The organism is Pseudochrobactrum sp. XF203 (assembly GCF_020341615.1).
GTDB lineage: Bacteria > Pseudomonadota > Alphaproteobacteria > Rhizobiales > Rhizobiaceae > Pseudochrobactrum > Pseudochrobactrum saccharolyticum.
On the sequence record NZ_CP084393.1, the window covers coordinates 41,506 to 65,372 of the forward strand.

Below are 23,867 nucleotides of genomic sequence, written 5' to 3' on the forward strand. Positions count from 1 at the left end.
GTTTTATCTCTCCGGTGTCTTGATTTTATCGCATTGTTGCGCACATCCGGTGAGAATACCGGGCGGGTGCGGCAATGCTCCGGCTGTTATTTATATTTCAGGGATATTGCCATTTCATGACTGTGCTGTTTTTGCGTCTGGCAACGTTGAGCATAACGCTTCCGGCTCTCGCGTCCTGTGTCGCTGTCGGCCCCGACTATCAGACTCCGTCCACTTTATTGCCCGCTTCCTGGAGCGGACAAAAATCTGCACCGGCCAAACCGGCGCAGCTTGCACAATGGTGGAAACGTTTCAATGATCCGGTGCTGGACAATCTGATCGGGCAGGCAGTTCAAGGTAATAATGATGTTGCACTGGCAAAAGCCAAAATCCGCGAAGCCCGTGCCTCCTATCAGCAGGCAGGCGGTGCGTTATATCCTGTGCTTGACGGCTCAGGCAGCGCAAAGCGTTCCAAGAGCGGCGACAGCGGTGAAAGTACCGGTCTCACTGCCGGTCTGAATACCAGCTGGGAGCTTGATCTTTTCGGCGCCAATCTCCGCTCTGTGGAAGCCGCGCGCTATGGTCTGGATGCCGAGCAGGAAAATATGCATGCGGTTCTGGTGACCATGATCGGTGATATTGCCAGCAATTATGCGGAGTTGCGCGGCTTGCAGGCACGCATTGCATTGACAGAACGCACCATAAAATCTCAGCGTAAAACCGCTGAACTGACCCGTGCACGGTTTAATGCCGGTGATATTTCCGAAGTCGATCTGGCCAATGCAGAAGGACAAACCAGCAGTACGGAAGCGCAAATTCCGGAACTGAAAACCGCCTATGCCAAGAGCCTGCATCGCCTGTCGGTATTGACCGGACAAGCGCCGACGGCACTGACCGCTATGCTTGAAAAAACGAAGCCTGTTCCTGCGGTTCCGGCAATCGTGACGGCCGGTATCCCCGCCGATCTGTTGCTGAACCGCCCTGATTTGCGGGTTGCAGAGCGCAATTATGCACGCTCCACCGCAGTCATCGGCCAGAGACAGGCAGCTCTCTATCCGAGTGTCAGCCTCACCGGTAATATCAGTACTGCGGGAGCGCGGATCGGCGATCTTGGAAAAGGCTCCACAATCAGCTGGGGTTTTGGCCCGAGCCTGACCGTTCCGCTGTTTAAAGGCGGCCAGCTCAATGCCGCAGTCGATGCTGCGAAAGCCAGCCGCGATCAGGCCTTTATCAGCTATCGCAAGGCAATTCTGACCGCTTTGGAAGAAGTTGAGAATGCCAGCGTGTCGCTTAATCAGCGGCGTATTCAATATGCCAAGACACAAAAAGCTGTGCAGTCTTACCGGCGGGCAACGGAGCTTTCCCGTGCGCTCTATGAGAGCGGATCAACAAGTTTCCTTGATCTTCTGACATCCGAACGTTCACTCTATTCGAATGAAGGCAGCCTGATTCAACTCAGGGTCAGCCTGTTGCAGGATTATATCAACCTGCAAAAGGCACTGGGTGGCGGCTGGGACGGTACCATTATAACAGACAAAGCTGAAATTCAGGACGGCTATACAGGGCCGCATCTGGTAACCCAAAAAAGAATACCCTGAAATGAAGTTTCAGGCTGATGAGGTATAGATGAACGGTAGTTCCAAAAAGAAACGCGGTTTTGCTAAAAAATGGCTCTTCTGGTTGATTGCAATCGCAGGACTGGCTGCTGTTCTCTATTACTTCACTGCGGATTATTTCAAAACTGAAACCCCGCAGATCATGACTTATACAGTGCGCAAGGGTGATATTGAAACCACAGTCCTTGCCACCGGCATTCTCAAACCTGCACGACTGGTAGCTGTGGGAGCACAGGCTTCCGGCCGTGTGCTGAGCCTCAATGTTAAAGCCGGACAGCTGGTGAAAAAAGACGATCTGATTGCCCAGATTGACGCCACCACCCAGCAGAATGATCTGCGGAAGGCGAAAGCGGAAGAAGTTCGCAATCAGGCAGACCGTGAAGATAAAATTGCCCAGCTGGAACTGGCCAAACAGGATCTGACCCGTCAGCAGCAGATGGTATCGCGCAATGCCATTTCGCGCGCCGATTATGACAAGGCCGTTAAAGCCGTTAAATCCGCCGAAGCGCAGATCGCATTGAGCGATGCCCAGATCGTGGTGTCAAAAATCGCTGTTGAAACGGCTGAAGCCAATCTCGGCTATACGCAAATCCGTGCGCCGATTGACGGCACAATTCTGGCCACTGTTGTACAGGAAGGCCAGACGGTGAACGCTGTGCAATCGGCACCGACCATTGCCATTATCGGCCAGCTCGACACCATGACTGTTGAAGCCGATATTTCTGAAGCCGATGTGGTGAATGTCAAAGAAGGGCAGGATCTTTATTTCACAATCCCTGGCCAGAGTAACAAGCGTTACACAGCCAAATTGCAGATTCTGGAACCCGCGCCGCAATCCATCGTCAGCGATAAGAGTTTTGGCGGCACCAGTGCGGCGAGCAGCAGCACCAGCACAGCCTCAGCCATTTACTACAAGGGTATTTTTGACATTGCCAATCCTGACGGCGTGCTGAAAACCTATATGACTGCTGAAATTCATATCATTTTGGGTCAAGCTGATAATGTTTTGCTGATCCCTTCCACCGCGCTCTCTGAGCCTGATGAAAAAGGTAAAGTCACGGTGCGGGTGATGGAGCAGAACGGGACTATCAGCGAAAAACCGGTCGAAACCGGCCTGAATGACAAGGTTCTGGTTGAGATTGTCTCCGGCCTGAAAGAAGGCGAGAAAATCGTCACCGGCGACAGCGCCGGCGGACCGGCAGTTCCGCGCAGCCGCCGCGGCCGTTCCATAAGGTTCTGATGATGGATAAGCCGCTGATTACCCTCGAGCATCTTTATCGTCATTACCCTTCGGGCGATGGTTTCACCACTGTGCTGAAAGATGTCAATCTGACGATCGGCCATGGTGAAATGGTGGCGATTGTCGGTGCTTCCGGCTCCGGCAAATCCACTCTGATGAATATTCTGGGCTGTCTCGACAGACCTTCCGAGGGCAAATATTTCATCTCGGGACGGGAAACCTCCGATCTTGATGCCGATGAACTCGCCCAGTTGCGGCGCGAGCATTTCGGTTTCATTTTTCAGCGCTATCATCTGCTCAATGAGCTGAGTGCTGTCGGCAATGTTGAAATCCCCGCAATTTATGCCGGTCAAAACCGCGAAGACCGGCAGGAGCAGGCCATTCACATACTCGACCGGCTTGGTATGGGAGACCGGACTCATCACCGACCCGGCCAGCTTTCCGGCGGTCAGCAGCAACGTGTTTCTATTGCCCGTGCACTGATTAATAATGCCGATGTTATTCTGGCCGATGAGCCAACCGGTGCTCTGGACAGCCATAGCGGTGAGGAAGTTCTCAAAATCCTTGAAGAGCTGCACCGCGAAGGCAAAACGATCATCATCGTGACCCATGACCGCAATGTCGCCGAGCGGGCGCAACGGATCATTGAGATCAGCGACGGGGAAATCATCTCCGACACGACCCGCGACGAGAAGGCTGCAACTGCGCAGGCACCTGAGAGCGACATTGCCGCCACAACGGGGACAGGCAAAGGCGGGCACTCATCACTGGGCACACTAGCTGATCGTTTCGGCGAAGCTTTTCTGATGGCGCTGCGCTCGATGAATGCGCACCGGCTGCGCACTTTTCTGACAATGCTCGGTATTATTATCGGCATTGCTTCGGTTGTCTGTGTTGTGGCACTCGGCAAAGGCTCACAAAAGCAGGTGCTCGACCAGATCAGCAGTCTCGGTACCAATACGCTGGAGATTTTCCCCGGACGCGGCTTTGGCGACCGTATGTCTGCCCGCATCACCACTTTGACGATTGATGATGCCAATCAGCTTGCCAAACAACCCTATATTATGGCCGCAACGCCTACGGTTTCCACACCGGCCACAGCGCGTTTTGGCGGCGTGGAAGCAAATGCCCTGATTAACGGCGTCAGCGACCAGTATTTTGTCACCCGCGGCAGTAAGATTGCTGAAGGACGCTTTTTTGACGAGCAAAGCGTTCAGGATATCGCGCTGGATGCGGTGATTGACGAGAATACGCGCAAAACCCTGTTCACGAATTTCCACGGCAGTCCGGTCGGCCAGATTATCATTCTCAAAAATGTGCCGGTCAGAATTGTCGGCATCATGCAGCCGGAACAAGGCGGGTTCGGCTCCAGTGAAAACCTGTCCATCTATCTGCCCTATACCACAGTGCAGACCCGTATGACCGGTTCACGCGTTTTGCGCAGCCTCACATTGCGCATCAGCGATGACACATCTCCTGAACTGGCAGAAAAAGCCGTTACAGCTTTTCTGATCCAGCGGCATGGTGAGCAGGATTTCACCATCCTGAACACTGATGATATCCGCAAAACCATCACCAGCACAACGCAGGCACTCACCCTGCTGGTCTCAGCCATTGCGCTGATTTCGCTGCTGGTCGGCGGTATCGGCGTGATGAATATTATGCTGGTTTCCGTGTCAGAGCGGATCAATGAAATCGGTGTGCGGATGGCTGTCGGCGCAAGGCGCAGCGATATATTGCAGCAATTTCTGATCGAAGCCGTGCTTGTCTGTCTGATCGGCGGCTTTCTCGGTATTATGGTGGCAATGGGCTTCGGCTGGCTGTTCAGACAATTCAATACACCATTTGAACTGATCTATTCACCATTCTCAATCATCGCCGCATTTATCTGCTCAAGCCTGATCGGGATTTGTTTCGGCTTCCTGCCCGCGCGCAATGCCTCCAAGCTTGACCCTGTGGCAGCTCTTGCCCGCGACTGATTATGTTAGATGTTGCAATCAGTGTTTGGATATATTCTTAACGCTGCTTTGATACCACATATAGTAACCGAATGCTGATCCCGCTATAATCATAATATGATTGATCTCATTATCAGACCTTACCAATCCAGTGACTTTGCCGCATGTCTGGCAGTATTCACCAGCAATGTGCCACTCTATTTTGCACCAGAAGAATATGCAGATTTTTGTCAACATTTGGAGTGCGTCAATCATGCAGACAAGCCCTATCTGGTGCTGACGCACAAAGATTCCATCATTGCCTGCGGCGGTCTAGTGATTGAGACAACAAAACGTCAGACCGGATTATCCTGGGGTATGGTAGACAGAAATTTTCATGGGCAGGGATTAGGAACCAGCCTAACAGAGGCAAGACTGGCTCTGGCGCGGGTTACACCGAATATTGATGAGGTAGTATTAGAGACTAGTCAACATACCCGCAGATTTTATGAGGGTTTTGGTTTCACAACTGTAAAAGTAATCCCGAACGGCTTTGCAGACGGTCTAGACCGCTGGGAAATGAAACTGCGTTTGTATAAATAACAAGGGCAAGGCTTTGCGTATCGCCCCTGCCCCACACGTGCAAGCGTAAATCATTACACTAACAATTTTAATTAAAATACAATTTAAACAAACTATATAAATTATAAATAATTTTAAAATTATATTGTCTTATAAAAACGTTTATACTTTAATAATTTTCGTTTTACATAAGAAAGAATAATATTAGTTCTAGTTGTATTTTTACTACATCATTTTGATTGAATTTAAATATACTGATTACTCATGCTTTAATAAGGAGTCATTGCGTGAAAAATAAATTTTTACTTTTAACTGTTGCGTTTTTTATTTCAAATATCAATATTTCTCATGCGGCTGATGTCGTTTACAATAGCCCTGAAGCACCTGCCTATGATGAATCCTCAATCTGGGGTGGTGCCTATATCGGCGGTCAGGTCGGGTATAATTGGGCGAAGACAAAGCTATACGGCTATAATAGCGATCTGTCTGCAAACTCAAACGGCTTTATGGGCGGTCTTTATGCCGGTTATAACTGGGAGTTTTCAAACGCTTATTTATTCGGCCTTGAAGGCGACATTAATTATTCTGATTTGAGCAAAGATAGCGATATTCTCATCGGTACACGTAATTATGTCTGGAACAGTCGCGTTGAATGGGAAGGCGCGCTCCGCGCCCGTTTTGGTATCAATTATGAACGCTGGCTGCCTTATGTCGCCGGTGGTGTGGCTTTTGCAGGTATTAAACATAATCTGACAACCGGAAACACCGATCTCGGTACAACATCCAATACCAATGTCGGCTTCACACTCGGTGCGGGTGTTGATTACGCCCTGACCAATAATCTGTTGCTGCGTGCGGAATATCGCTACAGCGACTATGGCAAAAAAGGCATCGACGATAATGATCTGGTGGAGGCAAAACTCACCACCAACAATATACGGCTGGGTATAGCCTATAAATTCTAAGACCTCAGCTCTCAAAACAGCATCTCCGGAATACTCAATCAATATTCCGGAGCTTTATTATTCTGCTACCCTCACGGCTCCAACGATGCTGGCAGCATTACGTCTTGCCAGTCACCGATAAAACGCTGTCTGCGCATCTGATCCTGCGCCGCCAGCAAGGAAGGTCCGATCCGTATCGGCCTGCCAATGCCCGATGTCAGCAAAGATCCCGGTGCATTAATGTCTGACGGCGGCACACCATCCCACGGAAATGAAATCCCTTCCTGCAAAGCAACCGCCTTCCCTTGCGGTGAAAGCAGATAATCCAGAAAACTTTCCCCGAGGCGGTAGTTTTTTGCGTAACGCGGCAGCAAGACACCCCTGCTGAGAATATGCGTATAATCCCGCATCATCGTTATGCGTAATTTGGGATTCCGCTTTTGCGCGGCATAAGCATAAGAGCCCAGAATATTATAACCGATATAGAGTTCGCCGCTTTCCAGCCTGCGAAGCACATCATTATTACAACAATATAATGCGCTCTCTGTCCGGCTCATACTTTCCAGCAACCGCCCGTAGGTCGCGGATACTTGCTGCGCATCAAGAAAAGCAAGCAAATAGCCTATGCCGGATGTCCGCAAATCATAGGTTCCGACACGGCGGAAATAATAATCATTTTTCCTGCGCAGCAGATCAGCCAGTTCGCCATGTGTTGCGGCCATTTCATCCGGTGCCACATAATCGCTGTTATAGACCAGAACGGCCGGTTCAAAAGTGAAGCCGTAAACTTCATTGCGCCACTGCGTCCACTCAGGAACATTGACCGTATATTGCGACTGATAGGATCGGGCGCATCCGTCATTGGCGAGTTTGACCAGATGATCGACAGAGGATGATAAAATGACATCAGCAAAAGATGTTTTAGCCATACAGGCCGCATCCGCATCTTCGTAAAGATCATTGGTTACACGATCATTATAGGCAACAGCTATATCCGGTCTTTGCTTTTGAAAGTCCCTGATTAAAGGCGCAATCGCCGCTGTATCCATCGCTCCGCTGATTTGCAGGCGCTCTGTTTCTGGTTTCAGGGCAGGGAAAAGACTGAATGTCCCCTCGGAAGCGCTGACAGGAGATGCAAAACCAGTCACAAACCAAACTGCCAGCACAGATAATCTCACGGCCTGACCTTTGCTCATCATGTGTCCTGCCCCAGCGGAATATCCAGAATGACACAGAAATTGCTATGCGCAGTTTTCTCCCTGAAGCGGATCAGACCGCTATGGGCGGTTGCAACTTCCGAAGCGATGGCAAAACCCAAACCGGAATTACCCTCATGCGGCTTCGATGTCATGAAGCGCTCTACAACATGTGCCCACTTTTCAGGCGGGATACCCTCCCCGTCATCAGCAACCTCCACCAGAGCACGGTTGTTTTCTGCGGAAACCCTGACCGCAAGTTCAGCCTTACTGCCATGGCGCAGGGCATTATCGATAATATTGGCAATTGCCTCGCGCAGACTGACAATATCCCCCGCTACCGGCACTTGCTTTTGCGCAGCCTCAAATGACACCACAATATCAGGGTTAACTGTCACCGGCACAGCCATGCGGAAAGCCTGTCTGGCGACAATGACCAAATCTGTCTTTTCCAGATGCACTGTCCCTGCCCTGTGAATGACCATGGCATGATTGAGCAACTGCCCCGTCAGTCTTGATAATTCCGTGATACGAACGCGCATACGTTGCAGGGAATGTTGTGCATTTGCAGGCAGCGTTTCGGTTTCCAGCATATCTGCCTGCGCTGCCAAAGCTGTCAGAGGCGTGCGTATCTGATGTGCCGCATCGGCAATAAAGCGCTGCAGCAGCATCACCCTCTGGTCGAGCCGGTTCATAAAATGATTGATTGAGCCGATAAACGGCTTCATTTCGGTCGGTATATCAAGATCAAGCGGGGTCAGATCCTGCGGATCGCGTTTATGCAGCGCGCTGCCAAGCGCCGCCACGGGTTGCAGCGAATAGCGTATCGCCAGAATTCCGGCGATCAGCGCCAGAAAACTCATCAGAATAACGAGCAGAATCGCACGGCTGGTAATCTCCTGTGTCAGCGCATTTCTGGCTTCAGTCGTTTGCGCCACCAGCACATAGGCCCATCCGGATAAAGGCGGGTCCGACAAAACACGGGAGACAACCACGAGACGCACAGGCGTGTCACGATAAACATCATTGAGAAAAACCGGCCCCGTCCGCGCCGCAGTATAATCAATATAACCGGCCAGATCGCGATAACCCGTCAGGGTCTGCCCTTCCGTATCAATCAAGCGATAAAAGATACGGTCTTCCTGTGAAAATCCCAGCAATTCAAAGGCCGAAACCGGAAGACTTGCATTCAGCTTGCCATCCTCGATGGACAGGCTGCCGGCCATTTGCAAAGCAGCACCGAGCAGCAACCGGTCATAGGTCTGACTGGCAGCACTGCGCCCGTAATACCATGCAGCGGTGATGAGCAAGGCCGCGCCGATAGTCAGAATGATCGTGACCCGCAGAACCAGCCTGCCAAAAAGCGAATGCTCACGTGCCATTATCTGCAACCATCTGGTAGCCGATGCCGCGCTGTGTAATGATCCTGACGCGTGCGCCCTCGATCTTTTTTCTCAGACGGCTGATATAAAGCTCAACAGCATTGCTGTTTACCTCTTCATCAAAACCGTAGAGATGATCCATCAGCTCACCCTTGCTGAACAACCGCCCCGGCCTTGAGAGCAGCAGTTCCAATATTGCGATTTCACGCCTTTTCAGCTGAATTTCTTTTGTACCCACCGAGACCGAGCGGCTTTGCCGGTCAAGAATAAGGTCGCCACAGGTGATGAGATTGGTGGCACCACCGTTTTTACGACGTAACAGCACCCTGATACGAGCCTCAAGCTCGCGGAAATCAAAGGGCTTCACCAGATAATCATCCGCGCCGATATCCAGCGCACCAACACGGTCTTCAACCTCGGAACGCGCCGTCAAAATCAGCACCGGCGTCATATTACCGGTCTTACGGATATGTTTCAGTATCTCGAAACCGTTCATGCCGGGCAGCATAACGTCGAGAATAACCAGATCATATTCGGTAAAGCCGAGAATTTCCGCAGCCACAGCACCGTCTGTTTGCCAGTCAATCAGGTGACCGGTTTTTTGCAGGCGCTGGCTGATTGCCTCCCCGACATCAGTTGTGTCTTCCACCAAAAGAATGCGCATAATACCGAGTTAACATGAGAAAAGCGCAGCGCACAAGAACGAGAAAATCTATTTTCGGTGACAGTCTCATGACAGGTTCATATGGAAGTTTCGCCCGATCACAGACTGGGAGGAATGTCTGTGATGCCGGTGACTGCGGTCTTCACACCGCGATGTAAAACTGCCGGTTGTCGTTCAGATATTGCGAGGAACCGCCAGCAGAGCGGATGAGAGGGAGCGCATATGAAACATCTATTTATCGGTGCATTGGCCGTTGCCGGAGTGGCTTTCACTGCGGGAGCAAGTGCTCAGGCCGAACCGTCAAAACCGGAATGTCTCGCGGGGGCGAAGCCAGGCGGCGGTTTTGATCTGACCTGCCGTCTGGCAGCAAATGCACTGCTAGCGACAAAAACAATCAATAAACCAATGGCTGTCACCTATATGGAAGGCGGCGTCGGCGCAGTTGCTTATAATCATGTCATCGGCAAACGCGCAGCCGATAATAATATGATCGCAGCAGCCTCCACCGGCTCGGCGCTGCTGATCGCACAGGGCAAATTCGGTAAATATGATGAAAGTGCCGTCCGCTGGCTTGGTGCTCTCGGCACAGATTACGGCGTGCTGGTTGTGGCGGCAGATTCCCCTTACAAAAACCTTCAGGAGCTGATTGCAGCCTATAAGGAAAACCCTTCTGACTTTGCAATTGCCGGCGGCGGTGCGGTCGGATCGCAAGACTGGATGAAGGGTTCGCTGTTGGCCAAAAATGCCGGTCAGGATCCGAAACAAATGCGCTATGTCGCGCTTGAAGGCGGCGGCGCGGTACTGACTGCTCTGGAAGGCGGCCATGTCAAAGTCGGCGCCGGTGATGCTGCGGAAATGTCAAAGCATCATGCCGCAGGCAAAGTGCGTATTCTTGCGGTGATGGCACCGGAGCGTCTGCCGGGTGATCTCAAAGATGTGGCAACTGCCCGCGAACAGGGCGTTGAAATCGACTGGCCGGTCTGGCGCGGTTACTATGTCGGCAAAGATGTCTCCGACGCTGATTATAAATGGTGGGTCGATGCTTTTGCCAAAATGGCAGAAACACCGGAATTTGCGCAAGAGCGTGAAGCCCGCGGCCTTTATGCCTATACCCAGATCGGGCAGGCTTTTGACGATCAGGTTAAAGCTGACGTAGCACGCTTTAAAACACTGGCCAAAGAAGCAGGTATGTAAACACAGCCTTGCGGGTGGCGCGGCCTCCATTCCGTGCCGCCTGCATAGCGGCTCCGCACCCTAACTGATCCCGCATCCTGAGCTTTTGCCGGTATTGCAGGACCAATCTGTTTCACTTCTAAACTTCTCTGGCCGTGTCCGGATATGCAGCAGCATCTTCGCAAAGCCATGAACAAATTATGCGGCAACCGCCTTACCGGCGGCGATGCAGGAGGCAATTTATGTCCGAAAACTCAGTCAATTCAAAACGTACAGGACTGATTTATGCGGCCTGTTTTCTGGTGCTGGCCGTGGTTTACGGCATCGGTGGCAGTCGCATTGACTATGCTTTTGCGTCAGATCCGCTCGGACCAAGGGTCGTGCCGGTGATGCTGGCAATCATTCTCGGGTTGCTATGTTTCTTTTATCTCAGAAATCCGGGCGAGGCTGAAGATTTTCCGCGCGGAGCCACATTGTTGCGGGTACTGGCCGTGCCCCTGACACTGGTTGTGGCCGTGCTTATGCTTGAAACCGCGGGGTTTCTGCTGACCGTTTTCTTCATCGTTACCGTAATTGCAGCCCTGTTTGGCGCACCGCTGAAATTCGCACTGGCAGGTGGCGCAGTACAAGCCCTGCTCTGGTGGTTTGTGTTTTCCTATTTGCTCGAAGTCTATCTGCCCAAGGGCATTGTTTTTGGCTGATTGGCCGTATCTCAGCCGGCCATTTTTCCGCCGAAAGGAATTTCTCACATGAATCTTGATTATCTCTGGAACGGTTTTGCCGTTGCCCTGACAACTCAAAATCTTCTCATCGGCCTGATCGGTGCTTTTATCGGCACTATGGTCGGTGCCCTGCCCGCCATCGGCCCCATTAACGGCATCGCTCTGCTGCTGCCGATTGCCTATACAATGGGTCTGCCGCCGGAAAGTACGATGATCCTGCTGGCAGCCATTTATTGCGGTGCAGAATATGGTGGTCGTATTTCCTCAATCCTGCTCAATGTCCCGGGTGATGCCGGTGCAGTGATGACTGCGCTGGACGGAAATCCGATGGCGCGTCAGGGACGTGCCGGTGAAGCGCTGATGCTGTCCGGTCTGGCTTCCTTTGTCGGCGGTATGATCGGCGCAACAGGTCTAGCACTTTTTGCACCACTGCTATCCGGTATTGCGATCGGCTTTGGTCCGGCCGAATATTTTGTACTGATGGTGTTTGCCTTTGCCACACTCGGCTCCATGGTCGGTTCACAACCTGCCAAAACACTGATCGGCTGTGTACTCGGTCTGATGCTGGCAACTGTTGGCCTTGACGCAACCTCCGGTGCCTATCGCTTCACCTTCAATGAACCGGAACTCGGCGATGGTATTGAATTTGTTGTGCTGGTGATTGGTCTCTTCTCGATCTCCGAAGCATTACTCATTCTGGAAAATCAGGCTAAAGGCCATACTGTTATCCGCAATATGGGACGTATGTTTGCCCGCTGGAGTGATGTTGTGCGCTCAACCGGCGCAACATTGCGCGGTTCTTTCATCGGCTTCATCGTCGGCGTTTTGCCCGGCACCGGCGCATCCGTTTCCAGTGCTGTTTCCTATACAACTGAAAAACGTATCTCCGACACGGAAGGTACTTTCGGCAAAGGCGATGTCCGCGGCCTTGCGGCACCGGAAGCGGCGAATAATGCAACAGCCTGCGGTGCCTTTGTGCCAATGCTGACACTGGGTGTACCGGGATCAGGCACCACTGCCGTTATGCTCGGTGCGTTGATGCTCTATAATATTCAGCCGGGCCCGATGCTGATTGCCGAACGCCCTGAAATTGTAGGCGGTCTGATTGCCTCCCTGTTCATCGGTAATATTCTGCTGCTGTTACTCAACCTGCCGCTCGTCAATATATTTGCGCGTCTTCTGACTTTGCCGAACTGGATTCTGGTACCGGGTATCCTCATCCTCTCAATTATCGGTGTCTATTCCAGCCATGCATCTGTCTTTGCTGTGCTGTTGATGCTTGCAATCGGCATGGTCGGCTGGCTGCTGCGTAAAGCGGGCTTTGATATGGCGCCGATTATTCTGGGTTTTGTGCTTGGCAATATGATGGAAGTGAACCTGCGCAATGCACTGGCCATCAGCGGCGGAGATATCTCCATCCTGTTCCAGAGTAAAATCTCGCTGATCCTCTGGATACTGGCCGCAGCCGTGGCAATTATTCCGGCGGTACTTGCCCGCAGGACACGTCAGAAAAAACGCCTTGCTGCCGAAGTCGCCTGATTACGCAGCCACAGAACAACAAGAGGGGGAGCAGATTTGCTCCCCCTCTTCATTTTCATAAGGATTTGTCATTTTTTTATGTTACGGATTGGCTTGCTCCGGCAATTGCAAATCCTTTGAAGAGTGTCTCATGTCACTGACTGATATTGTGTTTATCGTTATTCCGATTGTTGCCGCGATGCTTATTGCCCTGTCGGTCAGTACAGGAAAATTGCGCAGGGAATATTATTGGGCGATTATTCCTCTGGCCGCAATTGCGATGATTACGCTGCTGCTGACGGCTTGAAGTGTTCCTGCCGCTTCAAACACATCAGCGGGATATTTTCGGATAAGTGATGCTCTCAACATTCTCCGTCATCATTCTGTGGACATTATATTTCTCGGTTCCCAAACCGCCAGAACCGGAAATGTGCAGCGCAGAAGACGGGGATCATGCTTTGTCTGAAAAGCAGATAGAAACTTGGACGCTGCAGACCGCACAATGCTCCTGCTTTATCTCTCTGAAAGGCACAGAGCAGAGCGAGTTTTCAATAGTGGTTGTCAAAGCAACACCGGACCAGACGGTGCCGCTGTTATCCGCCATGCTGTCAGTCGTTCAGGAATTTCCGAAAAATACCGGCCGCTATCCGGTTTTTATCAATGACCGCGAAATCAAAGCCGAAGCCATGCCCCTCGCCGGTACATTAACGGTTGAGCTGAACGGGGAACCGGACTGGATCAAACTGATCTCAACAGCAAAAAAGCTGCAAATCGGCCCTTATTATTTTGCATCTGCACAGTCGGAAGCGGCCATGCAGGAGCTGACCGCGTGTTACAAATCACTCAGCGGAAAAATACAGCACTGATTTTCACATAAAGCCAAAACAAACGACAAAGCGGTAATTAAACAGGTTCAAAGCTAGGCAGTGGAGAATTAAAGTGGTGCCCGGAGACGGATTTGAACCGCCGACACGCGGATTTTCAATCCTATTTGAATCATTGTTTTTAAACAATAATTTTATAAATATGTTACGTTATGTTGCACCTCTAAGCAATGCATTTTGAGCTAATGCCAGTTCGTCAGTTGCGTTATCAGATGGGAATAGGTGTCCATATACGTCAGCCGTAACATTGATTGTTGCATGCCCCATTCGTGATTGAACCACTTTTAACGGCATACCAAGGCCGCCATCCTCTTTGCGATTGATCAGCCATGAAGCAAAGAAATGACGCGTGCTATGCAGACCAGAATATTTTGCTTCCAATATCGGCCGCCCATCCTCATCGAGTTTACCGGTGTTAAGAACAACGCCAGCCTTAATTTGCGTTGGCGCCCAGCCGCGTCGACGAATGTTCGCTAAACTTTCGACCGTTCCAGCCCCCGTTGGGAAGCATAGATTTAATACTCCGTGCGGGCATTCTTTTTTCCATTCTTTCATTGCATCAATTACAATTGGTGGCACAGGAATGGTTCGTTCGCCTGCCTCAGATTTGGGAGCACCGATTTCATTAAACCGGTCTGCACGTTGGCTTACATGCACCTCACCTTTCTTCAGATTAACATCACTCCACCGTAAGCCTCGCAACTCAGACGCTCGCAACCCAGCGAAGATTGCCATCAAAAACAAAGGTCGCCACCTGCCTTCAAGTGCCATGACGATTGACCGGATTTCCTCTGTGGTTGGAATGTCCACCCCGACCTTCAGCTTGCCTTTCTTTCGTTTTTCAATACGGCGATCCGTACCGGAACTACGAGTTTTTGATTTTTCACGCACAACATTGCGAGCAACTAAACCCCGATCCTGTGCGTCTGACAACAATGAGCCGAGGCTCACCAATATCTTTCGAACCATTGCAGGAGAACGACCCTCATCACGCAATCTATCTTCGAATGCGCGTACCGCAGCGATATTTAATTTCGAAAGTTTGGTAGCGCCGATAAATGGAGAAATATGCAGATTTACATGCTGCGCATACTGATTAGCCGTAGAGCGCTCAAGCCCGCGCGCATCAACTGCAGACAGCCATAATTCGCCAGCCTTCTGAACAGTAACACTTTCAGATTCAGCAACGTGCGTACCATGACGAACCTCACCACGAACGGTCAAAAGGAAGTCATCGGCATCCTTTTTCCGAGTGAATTGCTTAAACCTCCGCTTGCCTTCACCGTCGCGGTACTCGGCAAGCCAGGCGTTCTTCCCGGATGGTAATGTTCGTTTTCGTAAAGCCATGGTTACACGCTATTTGACACGCAGAATGTATGCAACAGAAGGCGCCTATCAATTCGAATATGGGACGCTTAAACAGACGTTACTCCCGTAATTCACAACGTCTATTAGCTGTTTAGAATCTGTCTTGACTCTTCTTAAGATTGAGAACATTTGTAGAACAGAATTGAATTTTTAAAAACTTACCGACCTTTTGCGCACTCGTTTGCGCCACGGATTTGTTGTGCCATGCGTAAGCCAGAAACAATTGAACGTCTCTACCTCGACTTTGACGGCTTTTTTGCGAGTGTAGAACAGCAATGCGATAAGCGCCTGCGTGGTCGGCCTGTTGGCGTTGTGCCATTCGAAGGCACAGATCGTACGGCCGTAATCGCCTGTTCAAAAGAAGCGAAAGCCTATGGCGTCAAAAACGTCATGAAGATTAAGGATGCCAAAGCACTCTGTCCGGACCTAATTTTGGTCGGGCAGAAACCAGACCTGTATCGCCGCGCCCATAACGCCCTGCTCTGCGAGATTGAAACGGTTATCCCCATTGATACGGCTAAGAGCATTGATGAGTTAACCTGCATATTGGATGAGCGCGGGCGGAGAGATCCGGAAGGCTTGGCACTTCAGATCAAGCAGAGGATTGGACAGAATATCGGGCCATACATCACAAGTTCAATCGGCTTCGCAGCCAACCGGCAGCTGGCAAAGATGGCCTGTAAAGCTGGCAAGGACGCCAGCAAGAAGGCTGGCCAGTATGGCAATGGCTTAGCAATCTGGCACCCCCATATGATGCCGGAGCCGCTGTTTCAGGTGAAGCTGGAAGACGTTCCGGGCGTCGGCCACAGCATGAAAATGCGGCTGGCTCATAGTCAAGTGATCACAACCGAGCAGCTATACAACCTGCAGCCAAAACATATGCGCAAAATCTGGCGCAGTGTGAATGGTGAACGGCTGTGGATGGCGCTGCACGGCTACGACATTCAGGCCATGCCGCAGAAGCGTGGCATGTATGGCCATGCTCGTGTATTGCCGCCGGAGAGCCGTAGTATCAACGGAGCCTATGAGATTGCCCGCTTGCTATTGGTGAAGGCTGGCAGACGATTGCGGCGCGAGGAATATTATGCCAGCGGCTTGTGGCTCTGGATGGCAATTGATGGCGGCTCATGGTTCCGCACGATCAAAATGCCGACCGTGAATGATGAGCAAGCCATTATGACGGCGCATACAGCGCTTTGGGAATGCGCACGGAGAGAACTGCCGAGACGCACAACCATTTTCCGTGTCGGTGTTACCCTGATGGATTTGAGCGAGGCCAATGCCCGTCAGCTGGATATCTTCAACAATGATGATGCGATCCGGCAGAAATGGGAAAGAGCCAATGGCGCTATGGATGCGCTCAATTCCAAATATTCCAGCACGATTGTTCACATGGGTGAATGGAAGCCGCCAGCGGGTGGCCATGTCGGCGGTAAGATCAGTTATGTGCGCATCCCCTCTGCGGAGGACTTCTACTAATGGGCAACTGGAAAACAAACTACAGGGTCAGTGATTTATCTGACACTCAAAAGCTGGAAATGATCTGCAAGAAATGCAGCAGGCTTGTTTACATTAATAAGGCCACAATCTGCACAGCCAAAGGCCGTGAACAGCTCTACCTGGATGAGATTGAGAAACGCGCCCGATGCAAGGCACGGGGCTGCAAAGGTCAGATGCGTATGGCCATGGTTCGGCTGGATGAGATGTCCGGCTTCACCGGAGGGCTGGCATGAGCGACGATATCAAATTCCGCACATCCAAAGGTATTTATATCCATTATTGCTTACATAAAGGGTGCAAGAACTGGGGAGCCTACGGCTTCAAAGGTCGCTTCGGCACAGAGTGGTTTTGTTTCGAGCATAAGGACGATGGATTATACATGCCGAAATGAACCAACGGTTCAATCCTGTATCTTAAACAAATTTATGGAAATGCTCATTGATTTGTTTTGTTCATCACTAAGTTCCAAGTCGGAAAGAATATTTTTCCGACAACAGGGATTAAAAGTGAACCAAGTATAAAGCCGAATATACCATCGGAAAATGCAGTCACTAACCAGTTAGCCACAGCAGCAAAGGCTTCTGAAACCTTGCTTGATGCTAATGTCGCCAGATACTCTATGAATCCATTCGGCTGATGCATCCCCAATTCATGCATTCCGTGAATGAAAATATTCCCACCGACCCAAAGCATCGCTGCGGTGCCGATTACGGTCAGTAGCCACAATAATTTGGGAACAGAACGAACCGTCCAATGACCAAAAGCACGCGTCCAAGACAATCTGCCTTTTTTGGCTAGAAGCACACCAAAGTCATCAAGTTTAACGATTACAGCGACGACTCCATACACAAGCAGTGTTACCATAAGACCAACCAAGCATAATGTTACTAACTCAATCCATAAAGATCGGGATTCAATCATTGAGAGAGCTAACGTCATAATCTCGGCAGATAATATGAAATCCGTCTTCACTGCGCCTGAGACACGACTTTCTTCAAGCGCTGTAGGATCCTGAACTTCATCAGTCTCACCGCCTTCGTGGGAATTTGAGGGAATTAGCTTATGCCAGATTTTTTCTGCGCCTTCATAGCAAAGATACGCACCGCCAATCATTAGAAGCCCAGTCACTGCAACCGGAAAATAATAATCCAATGCTAATAAGCCCGGTATGAGAAAGGCCTTATTTCGCAAACTCCCCATAGCTATTCGTGCGATCATAGGAAGTTCGCGAGCCGCAGTTATTCCGACAACATAATTTGGCGTTACTGCAGCATCATCAATAATAACACCAAGGGTTTTTGTGCCGGCACGCGTTGCATTGGCAGCAATATCATCGACAGAAGCTGCAGCTACCTTCGCGATGGCAGCCACATCATCTAAAAGCGCCAGCAAACCACTCATATCATCATCTCCAATGGAATAAATAAGAGTAGTTCACCGATAAAAATAAACAAGATTAGGAGTAGTTGATAAAGAGGGATTTACCGGCGGCGTTAGCACATGATCGTTCCAGCAACTACCAAATCAACAAACAACCAAAAGTAGATTTTTATAAAATAAAAACCAAAGGTTGACACAGGACAGCTAAGTACCTATATTTTTGATATCGATATTTGCTTGTTTAGCTTTGCTTTTAGCGCACACTATGCGCCTCTGACGAACCTTCCTTCAAAAAATCGCTATCACTTTCACGGCGTTCATACGCTGTGGTTTTCTATTATTGCTATGAAAGGGTTCGTTATGGCCACTGGCACAGTTAAATGGTTTAATTCTACAAAAGGCTTCGGCTTCATTCAGCCTGATGAAGGCAGCGCAGATGTGTTCGTTCACATTTCAGCTGTTGAGCGTGCTGGCATGCGTGAACTCGCAGAAGGCCAGAAAATCGGTTACGACTTAGAGCGTGATAACCGTTCCGGCAAAATGTCAGCCACCAATCTTCAGGCTGTATAATTTGGTATAACTCGACTTTGACCACGGATGTACTGGCACAGTTGAAAACATTACCGCGAGAGGTCAGACATTTTGTCTGGCCTTTTTTATTGACCCATATTTTTCTTTATCGTCGATCAAAAACTTCAACGATAATCAGGATGAGTGAAATCGCCAGCATATCCTTAACACTCACAGAATGCCGAGCATTGGCAGTTCTGCGTATTCCATTTGTTCAAATCTCCTAAGGTGATGTTGAACCATTTCACTTTTGAAAAGTTAGCCTTGTGATTGACTCACAAAGGATCTGGATATGAAAAAGACGGGTGTAACAGTTGAGAAAAAACTCCGAGTATCGCTGCCTTACTGGCAGACTACACCCCATATATCTGTAAGAACGAGAAAAACAGCTTCAACACGTAACTTTGATATCATTATTGTTGGTGCGGGAATTAGCGGTGCATTGGTTGCCGAAGCACTAACCGGTCATAAGCGTAAAATTGCCATCATGGATAAAAGAACACCTGTGCATGGGAGTACTATGGCCAGTACTGCTATGTTGCAGCATGAAATTGATCTGCCTCTCCACAAAATGGTCCAGCACACCGGAACACTCCAGGCAGAAACAATATGGCAACGCTCTGTAAATGCCGTCAGCGATTTACATAAACTTATCAAAAAACATGGAATTCACTGTCAGATGCAGCACAAATCTGCGCTGTATTTGGCGGGTGATAAATACGGAAAACGTGCCCTACTGACAGAGACCAAAGCTCGTAACTCTGCCCAGATTGATGCCAGATATCTGGATCAAAAATCTCTAAAAACCGAATTCAATATCAACCGCACTGCAGGAATTGTAAGCACATACTCTGCATCTGCAAATCCGGCTCAAATGACAGCTGGCTTACTAAAGCTCGTTCAAAAACACGGAGCAGAAATCATACAAGATATTGAGATAACTGACTTTGTATCTTTAAATGACCAAGTGATACTGGCAACTTCTGCAGGCGAAATTTATTCAGCAAAGTTCGTAATCTTTTGTACTGGGTACGAATTTTTACAATCGCTAAAAAACAAAAATCATCAAATTATTTCGACCTGGGCTTTAGCAAGCCGGAAAAATATCAGATTACCGCATTGGCTGAATGATTTTTTAGTCTGGGAAGGTTCAGATCCATACTTATATTTCCGCACCGGTTATGACGGCCGCCTAATTGCTGGCGGTGAGGACACGGAAAGCCCGGAAGCATACAAAGATCCTCAATTATTAGCTGAGAAAACAAACACTATTGCGGAAAAAATCAGCACTCTTTTGAATATAAATATTGGGACGCCGGCATTTCGTTGGGCCGCTGCCTTTGGAGATACCAAACTTGGTATACCGATGATCGGTGAAGTGCCTGATCATAAAAACGTATTTGCAGTTATGGGATATGGAGGCAACGGCATAACTTTTAGCAAGATAGCTGCAGATATAATCTCCGCCAAATTAAAGGGACAATCAGATCCCGTCGAGAATTTATTCAAATTTCGTTGAGCCAAAGTTCCTAAATATGGAACATCTCCAATTCTATACCGTTGACCAACATATCAGTGTGAACCTGGTATTCACTCAAATGGTAGAAAGGAGCAATCATGCCCCGTGGCGATAAATCTAAGTATACAGACAAACAGAAGAGAAAAGCACAACACATCGCTGAAAGTTATGAGAAAAAAGGTATACCTGAAGATGAAGCCGAAAGCCGCGCATGGGCAACCGTAAACAAAGATGATGGAGGCGGTAAAATGCCCGGCGGCTCTGGAAGAGGCAAGAAAACCGATCACCCCGCCTCGAAAGAAGGTGGCAAAAAGGGTGGTGAGGTAGCCGTACCAAGGAGTGCGAGCGAACGATCCGCTACGGCAAAAAAAGCAGCTCAAACACGTAAAAAGAATAAAGAGTCTAAGTAATTTATAAGCGTATGCAAAACGTAAATTTGCTTGGTTTTATAATTATTGGCTTTTTATGGTTTTTTTCCAGCCGGTCATATCTCTTCACAAATCTTGATATGACAATTTCATCCGCTGCCATCAGTCTATATTGATGATTAGAAGCGGGATAAGAAAATGCCTTTTAAAAAAGCTGATATCGTTGGTGCCTATACACCAGAGCAATTACATATGCTGCAACAAGCCTATGATGAGGTTTGCAATATTCTTGGCCGGTGTCCTACATCCGATGAGAACAAGGATGTTTTGGCAAGAGCCGTGATAAATATTTATAAAAGCGGAGAAAAAGACCCGCAGAAAATTGCAAAATTAATTTCCGAAATTGAAGAGTATCTATTCTAAAATTTATTCCAAACTATATGAGAACATCGAATAATTCCGATGTTCTCATATTTGCATATCTCATTCGTTACGGCTTATTGATTGAGGAGATAGCCAAGTTAGTTAGTTTATTATTAGTGGCTTTTTCCTGATCCAAAATTTCACTAAGTAAGGTATGGGCTTCCTCATGACCTAATTGCTTGGCCCATTCCCGCAAGGACCCATAACGGGAAATCTCATAATGCTCGACAGCCTGACATGCTGCTAACAATCCGGCATTTAAGGCTGTTCCTGAAGCCTCTTTTATCAATCCATCAGTCTCTTTAATGAGACCTTCTATAGCATCACACTTTTCACCTTCCGCAGATTTACCGATAGACTTGAAAACCTTTTTCAAAATCTCGATCTGGCCTTTCGTTTCTTCCAAGTGCTTCTCTGCGGCTTCTTTGAGTTTAGCATCCTGTGCAGCCTTAGCTACATTAGGCAAAGCTTTAACTATTGCATTCTCTGCATAGTAAACATCTTTTAGGGTATGCAGAAAAATATCAGCTAGAGTTTTCATCTTGTCTCCTCCTGTAAATTGAGCACAACGATATGAAGAGATTTAAGTTCCGAGCATCAATTTAGCGATTCAGAAAAAGAAAATATTTTTCTTAATAATCATACACATAACTAATATTTCTCGGAAAAAATTAAAGGCAGATTACTCTGCCTTTAATAATTATTTATCGATAACGTAATCTCTCCGCATCGATTTCATCCACACTATATGGTCGTGCATCCGGATCAAAACGCTCCCAGCCCTCTTCAGTATATCTGCGACGGCGTTCTTCCAGATTGACCATGTTTGCACGCGTCAGAATTTGCTGCGCGATACCATATTTTTCATCTGCTACATGGGCACTTACCAAGGTACCACCTCGACGCACACCCTCTGCATACATTTGCGCATCGTCATCGGATACACCTGCTTCCGCCAGAGCTCCAACCAAACCGCCAGCAGCAGCACCAACTACCGCACCTCCAGCCGCGCCAGCGGCTGTCGCAGCCAACCAGCCCGCAGCAACCACTGGTCCAACACCCGGAATTGCCAACAGCCCCAGCCCCGCCAGCAAGCCACCCGCGCCACCTACTGCCGCACCAATACCTGCACCTACTCCAGCTCCTTCAGCGGCTCCGGATTCTTTATTCGCGTCATGAGTGACGATGCTGATATCATCTGAAGGGATACCTGCTGCTTCCAAATCAAGAACGGCCTGTTTGGCGGTTGAGTAGTCATCAAATAGCGCTGTAATATTTTTCATAATCTTCTCCCTTTTATATAAAGCAATTCAATTGTGATATTATGGATTGGCTGTTGTGACGTTACCCTGATAATCCATAAGAACATTCACACTCGCACCGGCTTTCTGAGCTGTTGCATGCCAAATGCCGTCAGTATCTAGATTTTGCATTTTGACTTCAGTAAACCCGGCAGATTCAATTTTTTCTTTTGCCTGATCTTCTGTGAAGCTGTTCTCACCTTTCACGGGTGCCGCAGGGTTGGTTGAATTCGGCGTGACAATTGCTGGAGTCTTAGTAGTGTCAGTCTGCGTGTTTTGTGGATTAGTCCCTGATTGAGCAAACGCACTTGCAGTCATAAAAATACACGCAGATGTCAAAGTGATCAGTTTGAGTTTCATCATATAACCTCCTGTGGATATTTTACTAACGAGGAGGAAATCTGATTGTTCCAAAATTCAGTATCAATCAAGGGATAACATAATGTAATAAATGAAAATAATACGGGAGATCGAAATGGGTCAATATTTCTCTGATCTAAGCGAGGAAATATCCAAAATTACTGGGCACTATGGCTCATTTTTAATAGCGATTACATTTATAGTTATATGGTCATTATCTGGACCATTCTTTAATTACTCTGATACCTGGCAATTAATTGTAAACACAACTACAACAATAATAACATTCTTAATGGTTTTTCTTATTCAGAACTCACAAAATAGAGACTCATGCGCACTTCACACAAAAGTTGATGAGTTGATTGACGCGCTAAAAAATGCCGATGAAAGGGTCATTGGAATTGAGCATCTGCCATTGGAGGAACTCAAAAAATTAAGAGATAAAATCGAACATCATGCAGCTCTAAAAAGCCAATCTGAAAAAAACTGAAATTATATTTTGGAACTATTCCGCCGCCCGAATGTTAGAAAATTGTAACATACGTGCAAAGGAGATAGTTATGTTGAGAGCTAAACTTCTGGCAACGTCGTGTGCCTTGTTTATTGGTAGTGCGGCCTATGCTCAGACTAGCGACACCACTACCACGCCAAGTGCGCCAATGGAGCAGCAGCTTCAAACCACCGTTAAAACGCAGAACATGTTCGGAAATCAACCTTCGGATACAGCTGCTGAAACCAATAAGGTTGGCTTTTTGGAAGCAAAGCCAGGGCAGCTTCTTGTCTCATCATTCATCGGACAATCCGTTTATGATAGCTCGGAAAATGGCGCACAGTCTGTCGGTAAATTGAATGACCTTATTACGAGTCCCGAAGGTCAGATTGAAGCTGCTGTAATCGGTGTTGGTGGTTTTTTGGGTGTAGGTGAAAAAGATGTAGCGGTAAGCCCAGATCAATTACAGCTTGCTATGCGTAGCGATGGTAAGAAATGGCTAGTCATTAAAACAACCAAAGAAGAGCTGAATGCTGCGCCGGCTTTCGACCGTTCATCGCTTTTCCCGGAAGGTGTAGCTGATCCCGCAGCTGCAAACAAAGAGAGCCCAACGGAAATGCCGGCATCCCCCGCTCCGGCTACTCCGCAAACCAATACCACGCCATAACGCACACATATTTATGATGACTGTCCGGCTTGGTACCGGGCAGTCATTAATGCTTGAAAGGAGCTATGCACTATGAAATATGGC

General features: G+C 48.7%; 27 protein-coding genes. 19 read left to right on the top strand and 8 right to left on the bottom strand.

What is annotated here, in order from left to right; translation table 11 throughout:
• The first annotated feature begins 116 nt into the window (after window positions 1–116).
• The 5 genes from LDL70_RS15910 to LDL70_RS15930 all read left to right on the top strand — a co-directional run bounded on the left by LDL70_RS15910 (window position 117) and on the right by LDL70_RS15930 (window position 6,319).
• Window positions 117–1,577: an efflux transporter outer membrane subunit gene (locus tag LDL70_RS15910; RefSeq protein ID WP_225688935.1), complete on the top strand. Its 1,461-nt coding sequence runs from the start codon at window positions 117–119 to the stop codon at window positions 1,575–1,577.
• A gap of 28 nt (window positions 1,578–1,605) precedes the next feature.
• On the top strand, window positions 1,606–2,835 hold the full coding sequence (locus LDL70_RS15915) for an efflux RND transporter periplasmic adaptor subunit (RefSeq protein WP_075656791.1): 1,230 nt from the start codon (window positions 1,606–1,608) through the stop codon (window positions 2,833–2,835).
• A gap of 2 nt (window positions 2,836–2,837) precedes the next feature.
• Window positions 2,838–4,814: a MacB family efflux pump subunit gene (locus LDL70_RS15920; RefSeq protein ID WP_225689241.1), complete on the top strand. Its 1,977-nt coding sequence runs from the start codon at window positions 2,838–2,840 to the stop codon at window positions 4,812–4,814.
• A gap of 96 nt (window positions 4,815–4,910) precedes the next feature.
• On the top strand, window positions 4,911–5,375 hold the full coding sequence (locus tag LDL70_RS15925) for a GNAT family N-acetyltransferase (protein ID WP_225688937.1): 465 nt from the start codon (window positions 4,911–4,913) through the stop codon (window positions 5,373–5,375).
• 266 nt (window positions 5,376–5,641) lie between these two features.
• Entirely contained in the window at window positions 5,642–6,319 is a 678-nt protein-coding gene (locus LDL70_RS15930; RefSeq protein WP_225688938.1) for an outer membrane protein, read from the top strand.
• A 71-nt stretch (window positions 6,320–6,390) separates the two neighbouring features.
• Here the strand turns inward: LDL70_RS15930 and LDL70_RS15935 are convergent, their stop codons facing one another.
• The 3 genes from LDL70_RS15935 to LDL70_RS15945 are packed head-to-tail and all read right to left on the bottom strand — an operon-like array spanning window position 6,391 to window position 9,540.
• Entirely contained in the window at window positions 6,391–7,497 is a 1,107-nt protein-coding gene (locus LDL70_RS15935) for an ABC transporter substrate-binding protein (protein WP_225688940.1), read from the bottom strand.
• Window positions 7,494–8,876 carry a sensor histidine kinase gene (locus LDL70_RS15940; protein WP_225688942.1) on the bottom strand — a complete coding sequence of 461 codons (1,383 nt, stop codon included), beginning with the start codon at window positions 8,874–8,876 and terminating at the stop codon, window positions 7,494–7,496. Before LDL70_RS15940 ends, LDL70_RS15935 begins: the two co-directional genes overlap by 4 nt.
• A complete protein-coding gene (locus LDL70_RS15945; protein WP_151159535.1) occupies window positions 8,866–9,540 on the bottom strand; it encodes a response regulator transcription factor in 675 nt (224 codons plus the stop codon). The genes LDL70_RS15940 and LDL70_RS15945 overlap by 11 nt, the downstream gene beginning before the upstream one ends.
• Before the next feature lie 222 nt (window positions 9,541–9,762).
• Between LDL70_RS15945 and LDL70_RS15950 the strand changes: the two genes are divergently transcribed.
• The 5 genes from LDL70_RS15950 to LDL70_RS15970 all read left to right on the top strand — a co-directional run bounded on the left by LDL70_RS15950 (window position 9,763) and on the right by LDL70_RS15970 (window position 13,819).
• Window positions 9,763–10,734, top strand: coding sequence for a tripartite tricarboxylate transporter substrate binding protein (locus LDL70_RS15950; RefSeq protein ID WP_151159534.1), 972 nt, complete (start codon window positions 9,763–9,765; stop codon window positions 10,732–10,734).
• A gap of 221 nt (window positions 10,735–10,955) precedes the next feature.
• Window positions 10,956–11,414 carry a tripartite tricarboxylate transporter TctB family protein gene (locus LDL70_RS15955; protein ID WP_022709606.1) on the top strand — a complete coding sequence of 153 codons (459 nt, stop codon included), beginning with the start codon at window positions 10,956–10,958 and terminating at the stop codon, window positions 11,412–11,414.
• A 48-nt stretch (window positions 11,415–11,462) separates the two neighbouring features.
• Entirely contained in the window at window positions 11,463–12,974 is a 1,512-nt protein-coding gene (locus LDL70_RS15960) for a tripartite tricarboxylate transporter permease (RefSeq protein ID WP_225688944.1), read from the top strand.
• Between the two features lie 130 nt (window positions 12,975–13,104).
• A complete protein-coding gene (locus LDL70_RS15965; protein WP_225688946.1) occupies window positions 13,105–13,260 on the top strand; it encodes a hypothetical protein in 156 nt (51 codons plus the stop codon).
• A gap of 49 nt (window positions 13,261–13,309) precedes the next feature.
• Window positions 13,310–13,819, top strand: coding sequence for a hypothetical protein (locus tag LDL70_RS15970; RefSeq protein ID WP_225688948.1), 510 nt, complete (start codon window positions 13,310–13,312; stop codon window positions 13,817–13,819).
• Window positions 13,820–13,987: 168 nt separating this feature from the next.
• On the opposite strand, the gene LDL70_RS15975 is transcribed toward LDL70_RS15970, so the two are convergent.
• On the bottom strand, window positions 13,988–15,184 hold the full coding sequence (locus LDL70_RS15975) for a site-specific integrase (protein WP_116088440.1): 1,197 nt from the start codon (window positions 15,182–15,184) through the stop codon (window positions 13,988–13,990).
• 225 nt (window positions 15,185–15,409) lie between these two features.
• Here LDL70_RS15975 and LDL70_RS15980 point away from each other — a divergent pair, with 225 nt between their 5' ends.
• From LDL70_RS15980 to LDL70_RS15990, 3 genes are read left to right on the top strand one after another with little or no spacing between them, the layout of a single operon-like run.
• Window positions 15,410–16,684: a type VI secretion protein ImpB gene (locus LDL70_RS15980; protein ID WP_116088439.1), complete on the top strand. Its 1,275-nt coding sequence runs from the start codon at window positions 15,410–15,412 to the stop codon at window positions 16,682–16,684.
• A complete protein-coding gene (locus tag LDL70_RS15985) occupies window positions 16,684–16,938 on the top strand; it encodes a hypothetical protein (protein WP_075656814.1) in 255 nt (84 codons plus the stop codon). Before LDL70_RS15980 ends, LDL70_RS15985 begins: the two co-directional genes overlap by 1 nt.
• Window positions 16,935–17,096, top strand: a complete 162-nt coding sequence (locus LDL70_RS15990) for a hypothetical protein (protein ID WP_170265255.1) — start codon at window positions 16,935–16,937, stop codon at window positions 17,094–17,096. Before LDL70_RS15985 ends, LDL70_RS15990 begins: the two co-directional genes overlap by 4 nt.
• 44 nt (window positions 17,097–17,140) lie before the next feature.
• Here LDL70_RS15990 and LDL70_RS15995 read toward each other — a convergent pair whose 3' ends face one another.
• Entirely contained in the window at window positions 17,141–18,106 is a 966-nt protein-coding gene (locus tag LDL70_RS15995; protein WP_151159529.1) for a DUF808 domain-containing protein, read from the bottom strand.
• A gap of 324 nt (window positions 18,107–18,430) precedes the next feature.
• Here LDL70_RS15995 and LDL70_RS16000 point away from each other — a divergent pair, with 324 nt between their 5' ends.
• From LDL70_RS16000 to LDL70_RS16015, 4 genes are all read left to right on the top strand, one after another.
• On the top strand, window positions 18,431–18,655 hold the full coding sequence (locus LDL70_RS16000) for a cold-shock protein (RefSeq protein ID WP_075656816.1): 225 nt from the start codon (window positions 18,431–18,433) through the stop codon (window positions 18,653–18,655).
• Window positions 18,656–18,947: 292 nt separating this feature from the next.
• Window positions 18,948–20,174: an FAD-binding oxidoreductase gene (locus LDL70_RS16005; RefSeq protein ID WP_116088438.1), complete on the top strand. Its 1,227-nt coding sequence runs from the start codon at window positions 18,948–18,950 to the stop codon at window positions 20,172–20,174.
• Window positions 20,175–20,272: 98 nt separating this feature from the next.
• Complete coding sequence (locus tag LDL70_RS16010; RefSeq protein WP_225688950.1) at window positions 20,273–20,584, top strand: plasmid stabilization protein; 312 nt, start codon at window positions 20,273–20,275, stop codon at window positions 20,582–20,584.
• 156 nt (window positions 20,585–20,740) lie between these two features.
• The gene (locus LDL70_RS16015; RefSeq protein ID WP_075656819.1) at window positions 20,741–20,965 is read left to right on the top strand and encodes a hypothetical protein; all 225 of its coding nucleotides are present in this window, start codon (window positions 20,741–20,743) and stop codon (window positions 20,963–20,965) included.
• 67 nt (window positions 20,966–21,032) lie between these two features.
• Here LDL70_RS16015 and LDL70_RS16020 read toward each other — a convergent pair whose 3' ends face one another.
• The 3 genes from LDL70_RS16020 to LDL70_RS16030 form a co-directional block, all read right to left on the bottom strand.
• On the bottom strand, window positions 21,033–21,506 hold the full coding sequence (locus LDL70_RS16020; protein ID WP_225688952.1) for a ferritin-like domain-containing protein: 474 nt from the start codon (window positions 21,504–21,506) through the stop codon (window positions 21,033–21,035).
• 163 nt (window positions 21,507–21,669) lie between these two features.
• Window positions 21,670–22,248 (bottom strand): general stress protein, encoded by a 579-nt coding sequence (locus LDL70_RS16025; protein WP_225688954.1) that lies wholly within the window; start codon window positions 22,246–22,248, stop codon window positions 21,670–21,672.
• A 39-nt stretch (window positions 22,249–22,287) separates the two neighbouring features.
• Window positions 22,288–22,629, bottom strand: a complete 342-nt coding sequence (locus LDL70_RS16030) for a PepSY domain-containing protein (protein ID WP_370637855.1) — start codon at window positions 22,627–22,629, stop codon at window positions 22,288–22,290.
• 112 nt (window positions 22,630–22,741) lie between these two features.
• Here LDL70_RS16030 and LDL70_RS16035 point away from each other — a divergent pair, with 112 nt between their 5' ends.
• Both LDL70_RS16035 and LDL70_RS16040 read left to right on the top strand, forming a co-directional pair.
• Window positions 22,742–23,116, top strand: a complete 375-nt coding sequence (locus LDL70_RS16035; protein ID WP_225688956.1) for a low affinity iron permease family protein — start codon at window positions 22,742–22,744, stop codon at window positions 23,114–23,116.
• A gap of 70 nt (window positions 23,117–23,186) precedes the next feature.
• Window positions 23,187–23,783 (top strand): PRC-barrel domain-containing protein, encoded by a 597-nt coding sequence (locus tag LDL70_RS16040; protein WP_225688958.1) that lies wholly within the window; start codon window positions 23,187–23,189, stop codon window positions 23,781–23,783.
• Window positions 23,784–23,867 lie beyond the last annotated feature (84 nt).

Excerpts from the sequence above, each read along its gene's own strand:
- LDL70_RS15960 (WP_225688944.1), top strand. The coding sequence starts at position 11,463 with ATGAATCTTGATTATCTCTGGAACGGTTTTGCCGTTGCCCTGACAACT.
- LDL70_RS16035 (WP_225688956.1), top strand. The coding sequence starts at position 22,742 with ATGGGTCAATATTTCTCTGATCTAAGCGAGGAAATATCCAAAATTACT.
- LDL70_RS16025 (WP_225688954.1), bottom strand. The coding sequence starts at position 22,248 with ATGAAAAATATTACAGCGCTATTTGATGACTACTCAACCGCCAAACAG.
- LDL70_RS16005 (WP_116088438.1), top strand. The coding sequence starts at position 18,948 with ATGAAAAAGACGGGTGTAACAGTTGAGAAAAAACTCCGAGTATCGCTG.
- LDL70_RS16020 (WP_225688952.1), bottom strand. The coding sequence starts at position 21,506 with ATGAAAACTCTAGCTGATATTTTTCTGCATACCCTAAAAGATGTTTAC.
- LDL70_RS16000 (WP_075656816.1), top strand. The coding sequence starts at position 18,431 with ATGAAAGGGTTCGTTATGGCCACTGGCACAGTTAAATGGTTTAATTCT.
- LDL70_RS15935 (WP_225688940.1), bottom strand. The coding sequence starts at position 7,497 with ATGATGAGCAAAGGTCAGGCCGTGAGATTATCTGTGCTGGCAGTTTGG.
- LDL70_RS15995 (WP_151159529.1), bottom strand. The coding sequence starts at position 18,106 with ATGAGTGGTTTGCTGGCGCTTTTAGATGATGTGGCTGCCATCGCGAAG.
- LDL70_RS15925 (WP_225688937.1), top strand. The coding sequence starts at position 4,911 with ATGATTGATCTCATTATCAGACCTTACCAATCCAGTGACTTTGCCGCA.
- LDL70_RS15915 (WP_075656791.1), top strand. The coding sequence starts at position 1,606 with ATGAACGGTAGTTCCAAAAAGAAACGCGGTTTTGCTAAAAAATGGCTC.
- LDL70_RS15975 (WP_116088440.1), bottom strand. The coding sequence starts at position 15,184 with ATGGCTTTACGAAAACGAACATTACCATCCGGGAAGAACGCCTGGCTT.
- LDL70_RS15910 (WP_225688935.1), top strand. The coding sequence starts at position 117 with ATGACTGTGCTGTTTTTGCGTCTGGCAACGTTGAGCATAACGCTTCCG.
- LDL70_RS15955 (WP_022709606.1), top strand. The coding sequence starts at position 10,956 with ATGTCCGAAAACTCAGTCAATTCAAAACGTACAGGACTGATTTATGCG.
- LDL70_RS15945 (WP_151159535.1), bottom strand. The coding sequence starts at position 9,540 with ATGCGCATTCTTTTGGTGGAAGACACAACTGATGTCGGGGAGGCAATC.
- LDL70_RS15980 (WP_116088439.1), top strand. The coding sequence starts at position 15,410 with ATGCGTAAGCCAGAAACAATTGAACGTCTCTACCTCGACTTTGACGGC.
- LDL70_RS15990 (WP_170265255.1), top strand. The coding sequence starts at position 16,935 with ATGAGCGACGATATCAAATTCCGCACATCCAAAGGTATTTATATCCAT.
- LDL70_RS16030 (WP_370637855.1), bottom strand. The coding sequence starts at position 22,629 with ATGATGAAACTCAAACTGATCACTTTGACATCTGCGTGTATTTTTATG.
- LDL70_RS15920 (WP_225689241.1), top strand. The coding sequence starts at position 2,838 with ATGGATAAGCCGCTGATTACCCTCGAGCATCTTTATCGTCATTACCCT.
- LDL70_RS15950 (WP_151159534.1), top strand. The coding sequence starts at position 9,763 with ATGAAACATCTATTTATCGGTGCATTGGCCGTTGCCGGAGTGGCTTTC.
- LDL70_RS16040 (WP_225688958.1), top strand. The coding sequence starts at position 23,187 with ATGTTGAGAGCTAAACTTCTGGCAACGTCGTGTGCCTTGTTTATTGGT.
- LDL70_RS15940 (WP_225688942.1), bottom strand. The coding sequence starts at position 8,876 with ATGGCACGTGAGCATTCGCTTTTTGGCAGGCTGGTTCTGCGGGTCACG.
- LDL70_RS15985 (WP_075656814.1), top strand. The coding sequence starts at position 16,684 with ATGGGCAACTGGAAAACAAACTACAGGGTCAGTGATTTATCTGACACT.
- LDL70_RS16010 (WP_225688950.1), top strand. The coding sequence starts at position 20,273 with ATGCCCCGTGGCGATAAATCTAAGTATACAGACAAACAGAAGAGAAAA.
- LDL70_RS16015 (WP_075656819.1), top strand. The coding sequence starts at position 20,741 with ATGCCTTTTAAAAAAGCTGATATCGTTGGTGCCTATACACCAGAGCAA.
- LDL70_RS15965 (WP_225688946.1), top strand. The coding sequence starts at position 13,105 with ATGTCACTGACTGATATTGTGTTTATCGTTATTCCGATTGTTGCCGCG.
- LDL70_RS15970 (WP_225688948.1), top strand. The coding sequence starts at position 13,310 with ATGCTCTCAACATTCTCCGTCATCATTCTGTGGACATTATATTTCTCG.